The 18158-nt window shown below is 66.7% G+C and carries 16 protein-coding genes, 1 tRNA gene and 1 pseudogene; 15 read left to right on the forward strand and 3 right to left on the reverse strand.

The window, feature by feature from the left end; translation table 11 throughout:
- Positions 1–16: 16 nt before the first annotated feature.
- The 6 genes from dnaJ to ACEQX1_RS16850 all read left to right on the forward strand — a co-directional run bounded on the left by dnaJ (position 17) and on the right by ACEQX1_RS16850 (position 4504).
- Positions 17–1159 (forward strand): molecular chaperone DnaJ, encoded by a 1143-nt coding sequence (gene dnaJ / locus ACEQX1_RS16825; protein WP_370197155.1) that lies wholly within the window; start codon positions 17–19, stop codon positions 1157–1159.
- Between the two features lie 118 nt (positions 1160–1277).
- On the forward strand, positions 1278–1904 hold the full coding sequence (locus ACEQX1_RS16830; protein WP_024350769.1) for a class I SAM-dependent methyltransferase: 627 nt from the start codon (positions 1278–1280) through the stop codon (positions 1902–1904).
- 30 nt (positions 1905–1934) lie between these two features.
- Entirely contained in the window at positions 1935–2576 is a 642-nt protein-coding gene (locus ACEQX1_RS16835) for a class I SAM-dependent methyltransferase (RefSeq protein ID WP_188075344.1), read from the forward strand.
- Positions 2573–3157 (forward strand): NADPH-dependent FMN reductase, encoded by a 585-nt coding sequence (locus tag ACEQX1_RS16840; RefSeq protein WP_009211266.1) that lies wholly within the window; start codon positions 2573–2575, stop codon positions 3155–3157. The genes ACEQX1_RS16835 and ACEQX1_RS16840 overlap by 4 nt, the downstream gene beginning before the upstream one ends.
- Before the next feature lie 92 nt (positions 3158–3249).
- Positions 3250–3855 (forward strand): HdeD family acid-resistance protein, encoded by a 606-nt coding sequence (locus ACEQX1_RS16845; protein WP_188075345.1) that lies wholly within the window; start codon positions 3250–3252, stop codon positions 3853–3855.
- A 1-nt stretch (position 3856) separates the two neighbouring features.
- Positions 3857–4504: a hypothetical protein gene (locus tag ACEQX1_RS16850; RefSeq protein WP_370192391.1), complete on the forward strand. Its 648-nt coding sequence runs from the start codon at positions 3857–3859 to the stop codon at positions 4502–4504.
- A gap of 15 nt (positions 4505–4519) precedes the next feature.
- Here the strand turns inward: ACEQX1_RS16850 and ACEQX1_RS16855 are convergent, their stop codons facing one another.
- The gene (locus tag ACEQX1_RS16855; RefSeq protein ID WP_024350773.1) at positions 4520–5275 is read right to left on the reverse strand and encodes an SDR family NAD(P)-dependent oxidoreductase; all 756 of its coding nucleotides are present in this window, start codon (positions 5273–5275) and stop codon (positions 4520–4522) included.
- A gap of 144 nt (positions 5276–5419) precedes the next feature.
- On the opposite strand from ACEQX1_RS16855, the gene ACEQX1_RS16860 reads away from it, so the two are divergent.
- The 5 genes from ACEQX1_RS16860 to ACEQX1_RS16880 all read left to right on the forward strand — a co-directional run bounded on the left by ACEQX1_RS16860 (position 5420) and on the right by ACEQX1_RS16880 (position 11919).
- Positions 5420–6664, forward strand: a complete 1245-nt coding sequence (locus ACEQX1_RS16860) for an ABC transporter substrate-binding protein (protein WP_370192393.1) — start codon at positions 5420–5422, stop codon at positions 6662–6664.
- Between the two features lie 67 nt (positions 6665–6731).
- On the forward strand, positions 6732–8462 hold the full coding sequence (locus ACEQX1_RS16865; protein ID WP_370197157.1) for an ABC transporter permease: 1731 nt from the start codon (positions 6732–6734) through the stop codon (positions 8460–8462).
- Positions 8459–9115, forward strand: coding sequence for an ATP-binding cassette domain-containing protein (locus ACEQX1_RS16870; protein WP_370197159.1), 657 nt, complete (start codon positions 8459–8461; stop codon positions 9113–9115). The genes ACEQX1_RS16865 and ACEQX1_RS16870 overlap by 4 nt, the downstream gene beginning before the upstream one ends.
- On the forward strand, positions 9112–11598 hold the full coding sequence (hrpB, locus tag ACEQX1_RS16875; RefSeq protein WP_370197162.1) for an ATP-dependent helicase HrpB: 2487 nt from the start codon (positions 9112–9114) through the stop codon (positions 11596–11598). The genes ACEQX1_RS16870 and hrpB overlap by 4 nt, the downstream gene beginning before the upstream one ends.
- A gap of 244 nt (positions 11599–11842) precedes the next feature.
- Positions 11843–11919, forward strand: a tRNA-Arg gene (locus tag ACEQX1_RS16880).
- A 488-nt stretch (positions 11920–12407) separates the two neighbouring features.
- Here the strand turns inward: ACEQX1_RS16880 and ACEQX1_RS16885 are convergent.
- Positions 12408–13493: pseudogene (locus ACEQX1_RS16885) on the reverse strand (recombinase family protein); the annotation flags it as partial.
- 378 nt (positions 13494–13871) lie between these two features.
- Between ACEQX1_RS16885 and ACEQX1_RS16890 the strand changes: the two are divergent.
- The 3 genes from ACEQX1_RS16890 to ACEQX1_RS16900 all read left to right on the forward strand — a co-directional run bounded on the left by ACEQX1_RS16890 (position 13872) and on the right by ACEQX1_RS16900 (position 16168).
- Positions 13872–14405 (forward strand): hypothetical protein, encoded by a 534-nt coding sequence (locus ACEQX1_RS16890; protein WP_370197164.1) that lies wholly within the window; start codon positions 13872–13874, stop codon positions 14403–14405.
- 214 nt (positions 14406–14619) lie between these two features.
- Complete coding sequence (locus tag ACEQX1_RS16895) at positions 14620–15726, forward strand: DNA cytosine methyltransferase (RefSeq protein ID WP_370197173.1); 1107 nt, start codon at positions 14620–14622, stop codon at positions 15724–15726.
- 40 nt (positions 15727–15766) lie between these two features.
- On the forward strand, positions 15767–16168 hold the full coding sequence (locus ACEQX1_RS16900) for a very short patch repair endonuclease (protein ID WP_370197166.1): 402 nt from the start codon (positions 15767–15769) through the stop codon (positions 16166–16168).
- On the opposite strand, the gene ACEQX1_RS16905 is transcribed toward ACEQX1_RS16900, so the two are convergent.
- Complete coding sequence (locus ACEQX1_RS16905) at positions 16115–16963, reverse strand: hypothetical protein (protein ID WP_370197168.1); 849 nt, start codon at positions 16961–16963, stop codon at positions 16115–16117. The genes ACEQX1_RS16900 and ACEQX1_RS16905 overlap by 54 nt on opposite strands.
- 121 nt (positions 16964–17084) lie before the next feature.
- Here ACEQX1_RS16905 and ACEQX1_RS16910 point away from each other — a divergent pair, with 121 nt between their 5' ends.
- Entirely contained in the window at positions 17085–17828 is a 744-nt protein-coding gene (locus ACEQX1_RS16910) for a hypothetical protein (RefSeq protein WP_372521715.1), read from the forward strand.
- Positions 17829–18158: the final 330 nt, after the last annotated feature.

The following is an 18158-nucleotide window of genomic DNA, read 5'->3' on the forward strand; positions in this document are numbered from 1 at the left end:
CCCATGGAAGTCCTGAATGAAGGCCGATTACTACGAGATGCTCGGCGTGCCCCGCGATGTCGACGAAAAGGGGCTGAAGTCCGCGTTTCGCAAGCTCGCGATGCAATACCACCCCGACCGCAATCCCGGAAACGCGGACGCCGAGGTGAAGTTCAAGGAACTCGGTGAAGCCTACGAGGTCCTGAAGGACGGGCAGAAGAGGGCCGCCTACGACCGCTTCGGCCATGCCGCCTTCCAGAATGGCGGCGGCGGCAATGCCGGCTTCCGCGGCGATTTCTCCTCCTCCATGGCCGACATCTTCGACGACATCTTCGGCGAGATGATGGGCGGGCGCGCCCGCGCCGGACGCCAGCCCGGCAACGGCCGCGAGCGCGGTTCGGACCTGCGCTACAACATGGAGATCAGCCTCGAAGAGGCCTATGACGGCAAGACCGCCGAGATCGGCGTGCCGACGACGATCCAGTGCGACGAATGCACCGGCAGCGGCGCCAAGCCCGGCACCAGCCCGAAGACCTGCCCCACCTGCGCCGGCGTCGGCCGCGTCCGGGCCGCCCAGGGCTTCTTCTCCATCGAGCGCACCTGCCCGAACTGCCAGGGTCGCGGCCAGGTCATCGCCGATCCCTGCGGCAAGTGCGGCGGCGACGGCCGGCTTCCGGAAGAGCGCAACCTGTCGGTCAACATCCCGGCCGGCATCGAGGACGGCACCCGCATCCGTCTTGCCGGCGAGGGCGAGGCGGGCCTGCGCGGCGGGCCGCCGGGCGATCTCTACATCTTCCTGTCGGTGAAGCCGCACGAATTCATGCAGCGCGATGGCGCCGATTTGTTCTGCCAGGTGCCGCTGTCCATGGTGACCGCCGCGCTGGGCGGCCATTTCGACGTCTCGACGCTGGACGGCAACACCACCCGCGTGAAGGTGCCCGAGGGCACCCAGACCGGCAAGCAGTTCCGGGTGAAGGGCACGGGCATGCCGGTGCTGCGCTCGCCGCAGGTCGGCGACCTGTTCATCCAGGTCTCCGTCGAGACACCGCAGAACCTGTCGCGTCGTCAGCGCGAACTCCTGGAGGAATTCGAGGAGATTTCCTCTTCCGACAATTCTCCCCAGTCCACAGGCTTCTTCTCGCGGATGAAGGAGTTCTTCGAGGGGTTGAGTGAAAATTGATCCGCGACATGTTTAGTGAGACGCAGAGCGCATCGACGGCTGCGTCGTAAAGCCGTTACACAGGCACGGCATCACGTGTTGCCGGACCTCGGCCGTCGGGCCGGACTGGAGGACACGAGTGTTGGGAACCCCGGAGCCGCGTCAGACCAACCCGTTGCGCAAGCGCAAGAAGGTCAGCGACGAGGCGCGCTTCTTCCGGGGATGGCTGCAGCGGCCGCTGGTGATGGGGGCGGTGTCGCCCTCCTCGCGCACGCTCGGCCGGGCAATGGCCGCCTATGTGCCCGATCCCGCCGGTTTCGACGCCGATTCCCGCGTTCTGGAACTGGGGCCGGGCACCGGCGTCGTCACCCAGTGCCTCGTCGACCGGGGCGTGCCGGAAGCCGCCCTCGTCCTCGTCGAATATTCTCCCGAATTCTGCATCCTCCTGCGGGCCCGCTTTCCCGCCGCGCTGGTCATCCAGGGCGATGCCTACGCGCCGAGCGCCGCGGTGAGCCGGGCAATGGAGGGAAAGCGCCTGGAAGCCGTCGTTTCCAGCCTGCCGCTGTTCACCAAGCCGGACGCCAAGCGCGAGGCCGTCATCGGCGGCTCGCTGGCGCGCATGGCCCGCGGCGCACCCTTCATCCAGTTTTCCTATGCGCTGACCATGCCGGTGAAACCCGAGCGGATCGGCGCCGAACTGATCACCAGCCCGTGGATCAAGCGCAACCTGCCGCCCGCCCGCGTGTTGGTGTATCGATCCGCCTGACGGCGGCAGCATCACGGGAGAGGACGGCAGATGGCGGGCAACGGCGCACGGGGCGAGACGACGCAGGCAGGTGAACGCTACGAAGGCGACTGGGCGCGCTTCTTCGCCAACTGGGTTCGCCATCCGGTCAAGATGGGCGCGGTCGCTCCCTCCAGCCGGGCTTACTGCAACATGATGGTCCGCCACGCCACGATCGATCTCGACGGACCGATCCTGGAACTGGGACCCGGCCTCGGCGTCGTCACCCGCACCCTGCTCGAGCATGGCGTCGCGCCTGAGCGGATCACCTCGATCGAGTATGATTCCGAGTTCGCCCGGCAGCTCCAGCGCCGCTTTCCCGGCGTCAACGTCATCAATGGCGACGGCTTCGACCTCGACCGGACCCTCGGCGACCGCCGGGACGAGAAATTCGCCGCGATCCTGATGGCCATCCCGATCGTCAGCTTCTCGCAGGAAAAGCGCCAGGCGCTGTTCACCGACTATCTCTCGCGGCTCGTGCCCGGCGGCAATCTGACGGAGCTGTCCTACATGCTCACCCCGCCTGTCCGGCCGGTTCCGGGCGTGTTCTCGGTGTCGTCCTCGCCGCGGGTCTGGAACAACATCCCGCCTGCCCGGGTGTGGATCTACTCGCAGGACACGGCTCCGGCTGAGAATGCGGCGACGGCTTCGTGAGCGCCAACATCCTCGTCCTGCCGGGCTCGCTGCGGCTTGCCTCGCACAATCGCAAGCTGGCCGCCGAGGCGACGCGCATGCTGGCGCTGTCCGACGCGGTGGTGACCCGGCTCGATCTCGCCGACTATCCGCTGCCGCTCTATGACGGCGACCACGAACAGGACAACGGCATTCCCGAGAACGCCGTGCTGCTCGCCCACCGCATCGCGGTGCAGGACGGGCTGCTCCTGGTGAGCCCCGAATACAATCACTCGATCCCGGCGGTGCTGAAGAACGCCATCGACTGGGCGAGCCGCGTCCGCAAGGTGCAGGGCCGGCCGGTGCAGCCCTTCAAGGGGCTGGTGGTGGGTCTTGCCTCGGCCTCGCCCGGCCGCTTCGGCGGGGCGCGCGGCCTCGAAGCGTTGCGGCTGGTGATGCGGGCGCTGGGCGCCGAGGTGCTCACCCAGCAATGCAGCGTCGCCGACGCGGCCAATGGCTTCGACGAGAACGGCCGCCTGTCCGACGATATCGCCCGCACCTCGCTGGAATCGCTGGTCGACAAGCTGCTCGACACCTCGCGCAGCCTCAGCCGCCGCGGCTGACGCATTGCGCCGAGCGTCGAACGCGGCGGCTTGGAACCGGGGACGGGCGGCGCGAATTCCGGTTCGAACAGGCGACGGCAAGGGAACGCGACATGAGCATCGACCCGGACCATCCGCAGACGCTGCGTCCGCAGGATCTCCAGCGCACGGTGGAACGCCATCTCCACGACCACTGGAAATCCTACGCCTTCCAGGGCGGCCTGATGGTGGTCGTCGGCGTTCTGGCGATCCTCGCCCCCTTCGCGGCGACGCTGGCGACGACCCTGCTGTTCGGCTGGCTGCTGATCTTCGCCGGCATCGTCGGTGCCGTCAGCGCGTTCCGGGCGAAGGGCGCACCGGGCTTCTGGTCGAGCCTTCTCCTGTCGCTGCTCGCGGTCGTGCTGGGCGCCGTCATCATCTACGATCCGGTGGCCGGCTCGATCACCCTGACCTGGATGCTCAGCTTCTATTTCCTCCTGTCCGGCGTGTTCAACTTCTCCATCGCCCGCGCCTTCCGGCCGTCGACCGGCCGGTTCTGGCTGCTGGTGGTCTCCGGCCTCGTCGACATCGTGCTGGCGGTCTTCCTGATCCTCGGCCTGCCGGGCACCGCGGTCTGGGCGGTGGGCCTGTTCCTCGGCATCTCGCTGATCACGTCGGGCATGGCGCTCCTGTTCTCGGCGCTCGACGCGCGCAACAACGCGCCCACCCGGGGGGCGTGACATGAGCCGGTCGAAAGAGGATCTGGTCGCGCGCCTTCTGGAGCGCAGCAACGGCGCGACCTTCGCCGACGATCTGGGCGTCGATCTTGGCCGCAACGAGCCGATGGGGCTGTTCCTGTGGCTGGTGGCCGCGAACCTGTCCTCGGCGCGCATTTCCGCCGATCAGGCGCTGCGCGCCGCCAAGGCCCTGAAGGATGCCGGGCTGACCACCGCGCAGCACATGGCCGATGCGACCTGGAAGGAGCGCGTCGTCATCCTCAACCGCAACGGCTATGCGCGCTTCGACGAGAAGACCTCGCGCTTCCTGCAGGACATGGCCGACCATTGCCTGGCGGAATATGACGGCGACCTGCGAAAGCTGCGCGCGGCGGCCGGAGAGGACCCGGCCGAAGAGCGCCGGCTCCTGAAAGCCTTCAAGGGCATCGGCGATGTCGGCGTCGACATCTTCTTCCGCGAGGCGCAGATCGCCTGGGAGGAGATCTATCCCTTCGCCGACAAGCGCGCGCTCAAGGCTGCCGAAGAGCTCGGCCTCGGCAAGGATGCCGAGACCCTGGCCGGCCTCGTGCCGAAGCCACGCTTTCCGGCGCTCCTGGCGGCGCTTCTCAAGGCCGATCTCGACAAGGCGCTCGACGAGATCGCGGAGGGCTGAGCGGCCGCGCCGGCGTCAGACGTGCTGGCCGCCATTGATATGCAACTCGGAGCCGGTGACGTAGGACGCCTGCCCCGAACACAGGAAGTAGATCACATCGGCAACTTCCGCGGTCTGGCCAAGGCGGCGCAGGGGGATGTCGTCGATCATCTTCTCGGTGCCCGGCGACAGGATCGCCGTCTCGATCTCGCCCGGCGCGATGGCGTTGACCCGGATGCCGGCCGGGCCGAAATCATGGGCCATCTCGCGGGTCAGCGAGTTCAGCGCCGCCTTCGACGTGGCATAGGCCGTTCCGGCGAAGGGATGCACCCGGCCGCCGGCGATCGAGGTGATGTTGACGATCGAGCCCCGCGCCTTGGACAATTCCTTGAACAGGCCGCGCGCCAGCATGATCGGGGCGAAAAAGTTCACCTGGAACACGTCCCGCCACGCATGCATGGGCGTGCGGATCGAATCCATGCGCGAGCCGCCCTCGCCCTTGGGCGAGATCGCCGCGTTGTTGACCAGCGCATGCAGTTCCGAGCCGTTGGCCTCCAGCCGGCGCCGAATCTCCGACACGGCGAAGCCGACATCCTCCTGGTCCGACAAATCGACCCGGATGTGATCCTCGGGGCCGGCCGGCCACGGGCAGTCGTCGGAGAAATCCTGACGCGAGCAGGTGATCACCCGCCAGCCTTCGCGGGAGAAGCGCTTAACGGTCGCGTGACCGATGCCCCGCGACGCGCCGGTCAGAACCAGCGTCTTGCGGTCGTCCTGCGGGGTGTCCGCCATTGGTAGAGGCCCTCTTCGAAACTCGAATTCCCGCGCCCGGCGATCACGGAATGATCAACTTGTCCGATGGCGCGCGACATGCGGTTGCTTCTAGCACGTTCGCCGATGCACATAGGCGATCCGGGAAGCGGAGACGAACAATTGATGGTGCGTGTCGGCAAAAATGCTCGTCTCGTCGCAAGACAGTGCGTCGCTGCTCTGGCGACGGCCCTGCTGCTGGCAGCGCCGGTGCGTGCGGCCGATCCCGATCCGTCCGACTGGCCCGCGGTCCTCGAAGCGGCCGAGGGGCAGACGGTCTATTTCAACGCCTGGGGCGGCTCGCAGAACATCAATGATTACATCGGCTGGGTCGCCGACACGGTGAAGGACCGCTTCGGCGTCACCCTGCAGCACGTCAAGCTCGACGACACCGCCAACGCGGTGGCCGCGGTCGTTGCGGAAAAGGCGGCCGGCAAGGATACGGGCGGGTCGGTCGACCTCGTCTGGATCAATGGCGAGAACTTCGTCTCCATGCAGGGTGAGGGCCTCCTGGCCGAGGGCTTCGCCACCGCCCTGCCCAACTGGAAATTCGTCGATACCGACAATCCCAGCGTGACCACCGACTTCACCGTGCCGACCAAGGGCCAGGAATCGCCCTGGGGCGGCGCCAAGATGGTGTTCTTCGCCGATACCGCCCGAAGCGGCGCCATTGCCGACATGCCGCAGGACACCGACGCCTTGCTGGAATGGGCCAAGGCCCATCCCGGCCAGTTCTCCTATCCGGCGCCGCCGGATTTCATCGGCTCGAGCTTCCTGAAGCAGGTGCTGATCGAGCAGGCGCCCGACGCGTCCGTCCTGCAGCAGGCCGCGACCGACGCGAATTTCGCGGAAACGACGGCGCCTTTGTGGGCCTGGCTCGACGCAATCCGTCCGGTGCTCTGGCGTGAGGGCCGCGACTATCCGCAGAACTACCCGGCCATGAAGCAGCTTCTGGGCGACGGAGAACTCGGCATCATCTTCGCCTTCAACCCGTCCGAGGCCTCGGCCGGCATCGCCGCCGGCGAACTGCCGGACACCGTGCGCTCCTTCACCTTTCCCGGCGGCACGCTGGGCAACACCCATTTCGTCGCCATTCCGTACAATTCCTCGGCCAAGGCCGGCGCGATGGTGGTCGCCGACTTCCTGATCTCGCCGGAAGCGCAATTGCGCAAGGAAGACCCCGCCTATTGGGGCGACCCGACGGTTCTTGCCATGGACCGGCTGGATGCGGCCGATCGCGAAGCCTTCGCCGCCATCGACCGGGGCGTCGCCACGCTGCCCCCGTCCGAGCTCGGTCCGGTCCTGCCGGAACCCCACGCCTCCTGGATGACCCGCATCGAGGACGAGTGGAAGCGCCGCTACGGCGGCTGATGACCTGCACGGATGCCCCTGCCCGGACGGCCGGTCCACCTCGGGCGGCGCCCGGCGGCCTGACGCCATGAAGGGCGACGCGCCCCCCTGCCGGCTGTGTTTCACCGCGATCCTGCCGGCGCTTCTGGCGTTGCTCCTCGCCGCGCCCGTCGCCGTCGGGCTGGCCGGGGTGGCGCTGCCGGCCTTCGGCTATCTGCCGGCGCTGGGCGGCGACGCCTTCTCCCTCGAACCGCTGCGGGCCGTTCTGGCCGCTCCGGGCATCGGCGTCTCCGTCGGGCTGAGCTTTGCGGCCGGGCTCCTGACGACGGCCGTCTCCGTCGTGGGCGTCGCGCTGTTCCTCGCCGCCTTTTCCGGCAGCCGGGGCATGGTCGTGGTGCGGCAGGCGCTGGCGCCACTTCTGGCCGTGCCGCATGCGGCGGCCGCCTTCGGCATTCTGTTCCTGATCGCGCCGTCCGGCCTTCTCTTCCGCCTCGCCGCGGTGCCGCTCGGCCTGGAGCGTCCGCCGGACCTTCTGATCGTCGGCGATCCGCTGGCCCTGTCGATGATGGCCGCGCTCGTCGCCAAGGAGATGCCCTTCCTGATGCTGGTCGCCTTCGCGGCCCTGCCGCAGGCCGATCCCGAACGCCGGCAGCGGCTCGGCCGGTCGCTCGGCTATGGGCGGATGGCCGCCTTTCTCCTCACCGTCTGGCCATCGGTCTATCGCCAGATCCGGCTGCCGGTGATCGCGGTCGCGGCCTTCGCCTCGGCCGTCGTCGACGTCGCGCTGATCCTCGGGCCCTCGACGCCGGCGCCCCTCGCCGTCCGGCTGATCGGCTGGATGAACGATCCCGACCTCGCCATGCGCTTTAAGGCCTCCGCCGGCGCGCTGGTGCAGCTGGTGGTCACCCTCGCCGTCATCCTCGCCTGGCTCGGCCTCGAGCGGGTCGGTGGCTGGCTCGTCCGCCGGGAGGCGGCCAAGGGCCGGCGCCATGCCTCCGACGCGGCCCTGCGCGGCTTCGCCGCCCTGCCGGTGCCGCTCGCCGCTCTTGCGGTGTTCGTCGGGCTTGCGCTCCTTCTCCTGTGGTCGGTCGCCGGCTTCTGGGGCTTTCCCGATCTCCTGCCGCCGACCCTCAATCTGCAGAGCTGGCGCCGCGCCGTCGACGCCGCCAGCGGGCCCTTGTGGACGAGCTTCGTCGTCGCGTTGGCCGCCGCGACCATCGCCCTCGGCCTCGTCGTCACACTGCTCGAAGCCCGTCGCCGGCGTTTTCCTGCCGCGCGTGCCGGCGAGATCCGCCTGCCCTCGGCCATTGCCGGCCTGATCTACCTGCCGCTGATCGTTCCCCAGATCGCCTTCGTCTTCGGCCTGCAGGTGCTGACCCTCGCGGCCGGCCTGACGCCCTCGGTGCCGCTGCTGGTCGCCGCCCATCTGATCTTCGTCGCGCCCTATGCGGCGCTGGCGCTGGCCGATCCGTGGTTCGCCCTCGATCCGCGCTACGAGCGGGTGGCAGCCGGGCTTGGCCGGTCGCGCCGGGCGATCTTCTTCCGCGTCCGCCTGCCGATGCTGACGGCGCCGATCCTGACCGCGCTGGCCATCGGCTTTGCCGTGTCGATCGGCCAGTATCTGCCGACCGTTCTGATCGGCGCCGGACGCCTGCCGACGATCACGACCGAGGCGGTGGCGCTGGCCGCCGGCGGCAATAGGCGGGTCATCGGCGCCTATGCCCTCCTGCAGACCGCGCTGCCCTTCCTCGCCTTCGCCGCCGCCAGCCTCGTGCCGGTCTTGCTTGCACGCGGCCGTCGCGGCATGAGGGCGCCATGACCCCAGACGAAGGATTGCGCCTCGACGCCGTCGAGATCAGCCTCGGAACCCGCCGCCTCCTGACCCTCGACCGGCTGGTGCCGCCGGGCCAGACGCTCAGCGTCATGGGACCGTCCGGTTCGGGCAAGTCGACGCTGTTTGCGCTGATCGCCGGCTTCCTCGATCCGGCCTTCACCGCGACGGGGCGGGCGCTTCTCAACGGCCGCGACCTGACCGGCCTGCCGCCGGAGCGACGCCGGGTGGGCCTCCTCTTCCAGGATGCGCTGCTCTATCCGCACATGTCGGTCGGCGGCAATCTGCTTTTCGGCCTGTCGGCCCAGGTGACGGGCCGCAGCCGTCGCCGCGCCGCGGCCGAGGCGATGCTGGAGCGCGTCGGCCTGCCCGGCCATCTCGACCGCGATCCGGCGACGCTCTCGGGTGGCCAAGCGGCCCGCGTCGCCCTTGCCCGCACGCTGCTGGCCGACCCCGAGGCGCTGCTACTCGACGAGCCCTTCTCGCGGCTCGACACGGATCTGCGCCAGACCGTGCGGCAGCTCGTCTTCGATCTCGTCGCCGAGCGGCAGATCCCGGCCCTGCTCGTCACCCATGACCGGGCCGACGCCGAAGCCGCCGGCGGGCCGATCGTCGATCTCGGCGCGGGAGCCACCTCGTGACGTCGGCCCCCCTGCCCGATCTGCCGGTCAAAGACGTTCTCGGCGACTTGTCGGCGGCGATGGCGGCACGCGGCCGCGCCGTCCTCGTCGCGCCTCCCGGCGCCGGCAAGACGACGCTGGTGCCGCTCGCCTTCCTGGCCGAGCCATGGCTGGGCGACGGCAAGATCATCCTCGTCGAGCCCCGACGCCTTGCCGCCCGCGCCGCCGCCCGGCGCATGGCCGACCTTCTCGGCGAGGCGGTCGGCGACACGGTCGGCTGGCGCATGCGGCTCGATACCAAAGTCTCGCGCAAGACCCGCATCGAGGTCGTCACCGAAGGCGTCTTCACCCGCATGATCCTGTCCGACCCGGAGCTCTCCGGCGTTTCGGCCGTCCTCTTCGACGAATTCCACGAGCGTTCGCTGGACGGTGATTTCGGCCTGGCGCTGGCCATCGACGTCGCCTCGGCACTGCGCGAGGATCTGAAGCTCCTCGTCATGTCGGCGACGCTGGACGGCGCCCGCGTGGCGACGCTTCTGGGCGATGCGGCGGGCGACCCGGTCGCCGTCGTCGAAAGTCATGGCCGCGCCTTCCCGGTGGCCCTGCGCTATCGCGACCGGCCGGGCACCGAGCCGGTGGAGGATGCCGTCGTCGCCGCGATCCGCACCGCGCTCACCGAGGAAAGCGGCAGCCTGCTGGTCTTCCTGCCCGGCCAGCGCGAGATCGAGCGGGTTGCCGAGCGCCTGCGGCCGCTGGTGGCCGAGACCGTCGACGTCGCGCCGCTCTACGGCGCCATGGAGGGCGCCGCCCAGGACCGGGCGGTGCGCCCCGCCCCCGAGGGACGCCGCAAGGTGGTGCTCGCCACCTCCATCGCCGAGACCTCGCTGACCATCGACGGCGTGTCGGTGATCGTCGATGCCGGGCTGCGCCGCCAGCCGGTCTTCGAGCCGGCGACGGGCCTGTCGCGACTGGAAACCGTACGCATCTCCAGGGCCGCGGCCGACCAGCGCGCCGGCCGCGCCGGACGCACTGCGCCGGGCACCGCGATCCGGCTGTGGCGAGAGGAGCAGACGGCGGCGCTCGCGCCCTTCGACCGACCGGAAATCCTCGCCACGGACCTCTCCGGTCTCGTCCTCGACTGCGCCGCCTGGGGCGTTGCCGAGCCGGCCGACCTCGCCTTTCTCAATCCGCCGCCCGGCCCCGCCGTCGCTGAGGCGCGCGCGCTCCTGACCGAGCTCGGCGCGCTCGACACCGACGGCCGGCTGACACCGACGGGCGAAGCCATGCGCGGCCTGCCGCTTCCGCCGCGGCTGGCCCATATGGTGGTGGCGGCCGGCGATACGGCCCGGCGCGACGCGGCGTTGCTGGCGGTGCTCCTGACCGAACGCGGCCTCGGCGGCACCGATATCGATCTCGGCGAACGCCTGCGCCGCTTGGCCGGCGACCGCTCGCCGCGCGCCAGGGCCGCTGCCGGCCTTGCCGGCCGGATCGCCAGCGATGCCAGGGCGACCGCGCCGCCGTCTTCGGCGGAACCGGCGACCGAGCCCGGCGAATTGCTGGCCCTCGCCTATCCCGATCGCATCGCCATCGCCCGCGGGGCGCACGGCCATTTCGTCCTGGCCAATGGCCGCGGCGGCGTCGTGGATGCGGCCTCCAGCCTTGCCCGTGAACGCTTCCTCGTCGTCGCCGAGCTCCAGGGCCAGGCCCGGGCCGGGCGCATTCTCTCGGCCGCGCGCCTGTCGTCCGAGGCGACGGACCGGCTCGTTGCCGACCGCGGCGTCAGCGAGGACGTCGTCACCTTCGACACCGCGTCCCGGCAGGTGCGCGCCCGCCGGGTGCGCCGGCTCGGCCGCGCCACCCTGTCCGAAGCGCCGCTGCCGACCCCGACAGGCGAGGCGACGATTCGCGCGCTGGCCGATGGCCTGCGCCGTCTCGGCTTCGCCGCCCTGCCGCTCGGCAAGGACAATGAGCGGCTGCTGCGCCGCCTGCGCTTCCTCGCCGCCGCCTATGGCCCGCCCTGGCCGGAGCTTTCCGACGCGGCGCTGCTCGCCGGCCTCGATGACTGGCTGATGCCCTATCTGCCGGGCGTCACCGGGCTGGCGCAGATCACGCCCGGGCAGATCTCCGAGGCGCTGCGCGGCCTCGTCCCGCCCGCGGCGGCCAACCGGCTGGAAGCGCTGGCGCCCTCCCATTACGAGGCGCCGACCGGCTCGCGCGTGCCGATCCGCTACGAGGCCGACCAGCCGGTGCTGGCGATCCGGGTGCAGGAGCTCTTCGGCCTGGCGCAGCACCCCACCATCGCCGATGGCCGCCTGAAGCTGACCGTCGAGCTCCTGTCGCCGGCCCATCGCCCGATCCAGATCACCCGCGATCTGCCGGGCTTCTGGGCCGGCTCCTGGTCCGACGTGCGCGCCGACCTGCGCGGCCGCTATCCCCGCCACGCCTGGCCGGAAGACCCGGCCAACGCACCCCCCACCGCCCGCGCCAAGCCCCGCGGACAATAGGGGCCCGGGGCGCCGCAGCATCGCCATGGGCCGCGGCGACCGGCAGGCGCAAGGTACATCTGGAAGGCGGGAGGGGATGACGGCGACGCGCGGCACTGTCCGGATCGCTCGATGAGCCGAAGTTCGTTCCCGGGCGGCGTTCAGCCTACACCAGCACGCCATCGCTTCTTGCCGTGCGGCCCCGGATCGGTTAGGGAGATTTTGGTCATGCCGATCCGTTCACCGGATCCCGCCCGCGACCCGGGCACCCGTAGCTCAGCTGGATAGAGCGCTGCCCTCCGAAGGCAGAGGTCACAGGTTCGAATCCTGTCGGGTGCACCATTCCTGAATACCAATGGGCACCACTTTGGTGAGCTGGTCGACCTGTCCAACACGGCGCCGCAGGACACTTTTACGCCCGCGGACGATCGCTCGACCGTAGCCCGGATGTAGCTTTTGCGGAACGGGACGGCCCCGTTGGCGATTCTGTCCGTCATCAGTTTTGACAGCGCTACGATGTTTGCAACTGACAGATCGAGGGTGGGTCCTGCCCGCTCCAGGACGCGCTGCTTTGCCGCCACCGCAATTGCCCGCTCCGTCTTTACCCGCTCGATTCGCGCGGTGACATCCGGGTCGTCAAGGCTAAGCGAACCCCGCTCTACGCCGTCGTAAAGGCGACCAAGCCGGGCGTTTGCATCGGCGACGTCCGCCTCAATCCGCACAAGCTCCGCGTGGCTGTCGGTTGAAGTCCGCGAGCGCTGCTCGTCAATCAACCGGAGCATATTTGCCAGGCGCGAAGGCTCGAACAAACGCTGGACGAGCGCGTCTGTCACTGCATCATCAAGCTTCCCCATCGGCACTGAGCGTCCAGGGCAGGCGGTCTTGCCGCGCGATTGGCTCGTCGCGCAGGTGTAGTACTTATAACGGCCGCTCTTACCCGTTCGCATCGTCATCGCCCCCTCGCAGTCGGCGCAGCGAAGTAGTCCGGTCAGGAGGATCGGCCCGGTCACCGTCTTTGGGGGAGCGATCTTCGGATTCCGACTGCGCAAGTGTTGCTGGACAGCATCCCAAGTGGCCTTTCCGACTATCTCCGGGCATGGCACTTCTACGTGCTCATCCACCGAACGCGGCCGGCGAGAACGGGAATCTGACCGATTGTAAACGTAAGCGCCTTTGTAGACTGGGTTCGTCAGCAAGGCATGGAGTGGCCCAACATGCCACAACTTGCCGCGACGTGTGCGGTGGCCGCTAGCGTTGAGATGGCTAGCGATGGCTTTGACGCCCATCGGACCGGATCGCATGTCGCCCACCTGGGCAAGCCGGAAGATCATACGGACTGTCGTTGCCTCGACCTCGTCAACCGCCAGTTTTTTCTTTTGTTTGCGGCCGACGGTCTCGCACACATACGTCCGGTAGCCGAAAGGCGCCACAGAGCCGTTCCAGTAGCCAGCACCGGCATTGGCGCGCATCGTAGAGCGAACATGCTTGGCCGTCTCGCGGCTTGAATGCTCATCGACAACGGCGAGGAGTTGCCGCATCAGATCACCGCCCTCATCCCGCGCGATCTGCTGGGTCACCGAATAGAGTTCGATGCCCCGATGCCGCAGATTGCGTAGCGTGAGCTCTGTCTCAGGCGCGTTGCGTCCGAAACGCGACTGCGAGTAAACGAGGATCGCACGGAACGGCGGCGGACTGGCCTCCGCGTCACCCAAAAGGCGCTGCAACCCAGGACGGATTTGAGTCAGCGCCGAGGCTCCCCTATCGACGTACTCTTCCGTGAGTAGGAAGCCGTTCTGACAAGCGTACGCCTCGACCGCTGCCTGTTGGTCACGAAGGCTGATCCCTTCCTTTGCCTGCCGCACGGTGGAGACCCGGTAGTAAGCTACTGCGGTGATCAGGCCCTCTTGCGCACTCATTCCAACAACCCTCCGCGACCTGTCTCTTCCTCGCACTTGCTGTCCGAGTGAGGACCGCTCGCTTCCGGCAACCGCGCGAGGAGGTCGTCGAGAAGCGCCGCCACCAGAACCAATTCGGCAGGCGTTATATCAAGCTCGTTTTCGATATCGACGCTAAACCCGGTAGCGGGCGAGAGCGTTCCAGAAATGGGAAGGGGACCTGACATGCGGGCGATCGTGGCGACCGATGGAGGATCTGACCCCCCACTTAATTCGAAACGTCACTAGTCGCGGCAGCGGATCTGGGCCTCCGGGCACGGGATCTCCCACTCGGAACCGCAGAATCGACGCTTCCATTTTCGTGGGGCGCAAATGCTATCGTCCAACGGGCGTGGTCAGGTGGACCAGCTTGCCCAGATTGAACATCTGGACTGGTCTCCGATCCTGCGAGGGATCCGGGTGGCAAGCCCGCCTGAGAATGACCGCGCGCGTAGTGAGCGGGTAATCTCCTCAGCAGGAATGATCGAGACGTCCTATCAAGCGAGAGAGGGGATCAACACGAACATCACTCCGAGCCCCAAGGGGTTCCCAACCTGGTGGATACTGCGGACCTTCGCGCACACCATCATCACCGCCGAAGCCTTTCGCGTTCGCTACGGACGGCCTGAGCTGGAGTACGCACTGGATTTCGAGTGGCGTCTCCCATGGGGCGCCAAAATGCTACTTCCTGAGAACCGGGATTGGCATAATCGCTCAGTGTCCCCGGTTGAGCCGATCAATCGTGTAGCGAATTACGAAATGCCGCCCCGTGCCGGCCTACCTCGACTGTTTGAGATGCTTCACACCGATGTCGGCTCGTCGTGCGGCATGAGGCTGCCGTACGTTTATCAGATCGACTTTGATGCGGCGGTCGAGAGCATCTTAGGGAACTGACGTGAGACCGCGGCGGGGCAGCACGATAACGGTATATAACTGCCCAGCGCCCGATCTGAGAGGTCATCCTCTATCGCATTCGGGTGTTCCAGCGCCCCGGTCACGTGTATGGATGGCGACGCGTGCGGTCGCAGAGTCACGCTTGCTGAAGGGTTAGGAAACTGGGTTGCAGGTAGCAGGATTATTCGCTGGGATAGGTGGGCTAGAGCTGGGCTTGTCAGCTTCAGGGCACCACGCGGCCTTGCTATCCGAGATTTTTGAGCCTGCCAGAGCTGTTCTCGCTGAACGCTTTCCCGATTCCGAATGCGCGGGCGACGTGAGGGGAGTCATGCACCTATCACGGAGCATCGACCTCATCACCGCTGGTTTTCCGTGCCAGGATCTCAGTCAGGCTGGAAATACGCGCGGTATAACCGGTGAGAGATCAGGGCTCGTCGGACAAATCTTCCGCCTTTTGGATGACCACCGGACGCCTTGGGTGATTCTGGAGAACGTGTCTTTCATGCTCCAGCTCGATCGTGGGCAGGGCATGAAGACGATCGTCGAGGCTTTTGAGGAGCGTGGATACCGGTGGGCATACCGCGTCGTTAATACGCTGGCCTTCCTTCCTCAAAGGCGTGAGCGCGTGATCTTCGTGGCGACGACGACCGACGTTGATCCCGCCGATGTGGTGCTTTCCGACGAGGTAGCGCACCAGACGCCAGCCACAGAGCTGCACACACATGCGCACGGCTTCTACTGGACAGAAGGTGTTCGAGGCCTTGGCTGGGCACCTGACGCGATACCGACCCTGAAGAACGGGTCAACGATCGGCATCCCTTCTCCGCCCGCCATTCTGATGCCCGACGGGGAGATCGTCACCCCCGACATCCGCGATGCGGAACGCTTGCAAGGGTTTGATGAAGGCTGGACGGCGGCGGCCGAAAGCGTTGCTCGCGCCTCAAGTCGCTGGTCGCTTGTCGGCAATGCTGTATCAGTTCCTGTCGCCGCTTGGCTCGGCAAACGCCTTGCCACGCCGGGCTCATATGACGTTGGCCGGGACTGTCCTATCGCCGAGAACGGTCGCTGGCCACGTGCAGCACGCTTCGACGGAACTCGCCGGCATCAGGTCGAGATTACCGCTTTTCCTGCCTTTGAGGCACGCCCACCACTGGCGGACTTCATGCGCTATCCAGGCAAACCGCTCTCGATCAGGGCGAGCCAGGGCTTCCTGACGCGGACAGAGCGAAGCAGCCTGCGGTTTGTGCCGGGCTTCCAAGATCGCGTGAGGGATCATCTGAGCCGAATGACCGTTTCCACCAATAAGCTGGCGGCCGAGTAACCTTTTGGATCGCCCAGTGCCGAGAAGCCCTGAGCGTAGCGTGCTGATGTCGCGTGTGCGCCAGAAGGGCACCAGTCCAGAGCTTAAGGTAGCCGCAGCACTGCGGGCCATGAGGCTGAGCTACCGCAAGAACGTGAAGGCGCTACCCGGCTCTCCGGACTTTGCCAATCGCAAGCGGCGCTGGGCGATCTTCGTCAACGGCTGCTACTGGCATCACCATACGAACTGTCGGAAAGCGACAGTGCCCAAGGCCAACAAGGCGTTCTGGGAGGACAAGTTCCAACGGAACCGGGTGCGGGATGCTAAGGCAGTCCGCGAACTGCGTCGCAAGGGATATCGCGTGGCCATCATATGGGAATGCCAGGCGGAACACGCTTGCGAGCTGGTTTCAAAGGTGGCTGAACCGCGTCGCGTAGATGTGGGTCAGACGCTCGATGAGTGAGTCGTAGTGATCTATGTCGCCGGGCTGCGGTGCCGGGGGATCCGTAACAAGTGGCACCGGTGACCCGTCGTTGCGACAAGACACGACAGCGATGGCGAGGGCGTCATAACCCGTTGTGCCCAGGCGAGAGCGGCGAGGCAGTTCCCTTACTTTTTCGATCGCGGTTATCGTTGCCCGTGGCTGCCGATGACGGTTCCAGACCGGCCCGTCCGTGGTGATACGATCATTCCTGCCCGGACTCAGAAAATCGTCAGCAGCATTGATCATGACGAAACCTGCTGCGATCGCCTGATCTGTGGCGCCGTGTACCGTCAGATGGGACGAATTCAGCTCATCGAACAGGCGCGGCCGCGCCTTTGAGTGCTCTGTCATGCAGGCTTTCGCTTCGAGCGCCATGAGCACGGAGCCGACTGGCGCCATCGTCAACGCCGGCAAGGCCGCAAGCGTCCGGTTTTCTGCTTCCGTGAGCTGGATGTCGTATCGCTTCACCAGGCTGGCCAGCGTCTCCCCATCACCGACAACCGTGCCCGACATGGCGGTACTGAGCACAAGGTCCAGATCCTTCTTACGATTGTTCGTGAAATCCCTCATCTCGTGATTGATGCCGAAGTGGACGAGGCCGGTTCCCACATGCTGGCGAAGGAGAGCGCTTCTCTGCAGCAGGTCGAAAATGATGCACCAGCAGGCAACATTGGAGTGGTGGTCGCTTCGAGAATTGTATTGCCAAGGGTGCCCACCCTTGTCTGGTCGAGCGGCCGCAGTGAGCGTTCTGCTAAGAATTTCGAGACCGGCCATCAGTGACTCACGTTACACCTATGCCTTGTAGGTACCGCTGCCGGCGATACATGTCGACTCAGGTGATTTTCCGTGAACACTCTGGAGATACCATCGTCCTCGCTCCGCTGACTGAGTTGCTTTGCCAACAGAACCGCCAAACGTCCTCGACAACGTTCATGAGCATTTGGACGCGATTGAGCGCCTGATAGCTCGGCTGCAGGAGGTCCCTTCGGGAGGCAGCGTCGAGGTGAGCTCCTTGGGCGAGCTAGTAGACGCTGTGTGGGAGATCGGCGGGGACGAGCTGGGCATCGACGCGCAGGCTCTCGATAAGCTGGAGCGCGCTCATGGACGGCTGAGACAGCCCGCTGCCTTGAACGCTGCCACACGGATGAGAACGCACCTCCTCAATTTGGATCGCGACTTCGCACCGTACGCGCAAACAGACCCAGCCGATCCGCCAGCACCGGAACAGGAATTTGATCCGACCGACGCAGTCGAGACGTCGGATACGCCTACAGCGACAGTCGTGCGGGCCGTGGCCTGGCGCAGTGTTCCAGATCGCCACAATGTCCGTTCCGCGATCGCCAGCGTTTCTTCACAGCTCGACGACATATGCGAGCAGGTTCAGCGTGCGAATTTGCCCGACGGCGAGCAGGCACTGACAAGGATCGAACGGGCGCAGCTGATCGCCATCCTCCAGACAGCCATTGCAATCCTGCAAGCGCCGATGGTGGAACGCGGCCTATTGGCTCGCGCTGGCAAGTCGCTTGGAGACGCGGCCGCCAAAACGGCGGAACGGGAGGTTCAACAGGGGCTTGGGGCGATGATGGGGATCGCGCGGAAGGAGCTTTTTGAGCTACTTCGGTCGATATTTCTCGGATGAAAGCCGCAGTGTAGCAATCACGAACGGCGATAACGGTATAACGACGGCCAGTCGGGGTTTTACGAAATTTTCGTTTTACTCACCCGCCCCGCCTCCATCGCATCAAACGCAGCCTGCAGCCGCAGCCAGTACCCCGTGCTGGACCGCGGTCTGCGCGGAGGCAGGGATGGCCGACATTGCGAGGATGGTAGCGGTACTGGCCACGAGAAGGGTGTTGAGTTTCATCGTTCGTCTCCCGTTTTTCTGATCACAGCCGTGTCGGTTCAGACGCGCTGTTCGGGTCGATAAACAAAGGGAGTGGCGAACCAGTTCCGCCTCGCGAATTGGGGA

This window comes from Aurantimonas sp., from assembly GCF_964217435.1.
GTDB lineage: Bacteria > Pseudomonadota > Alphaproteobacteria > Rhizobiales > Rhizobiaceae > Aurantimonas > Aurantimonas coralicida.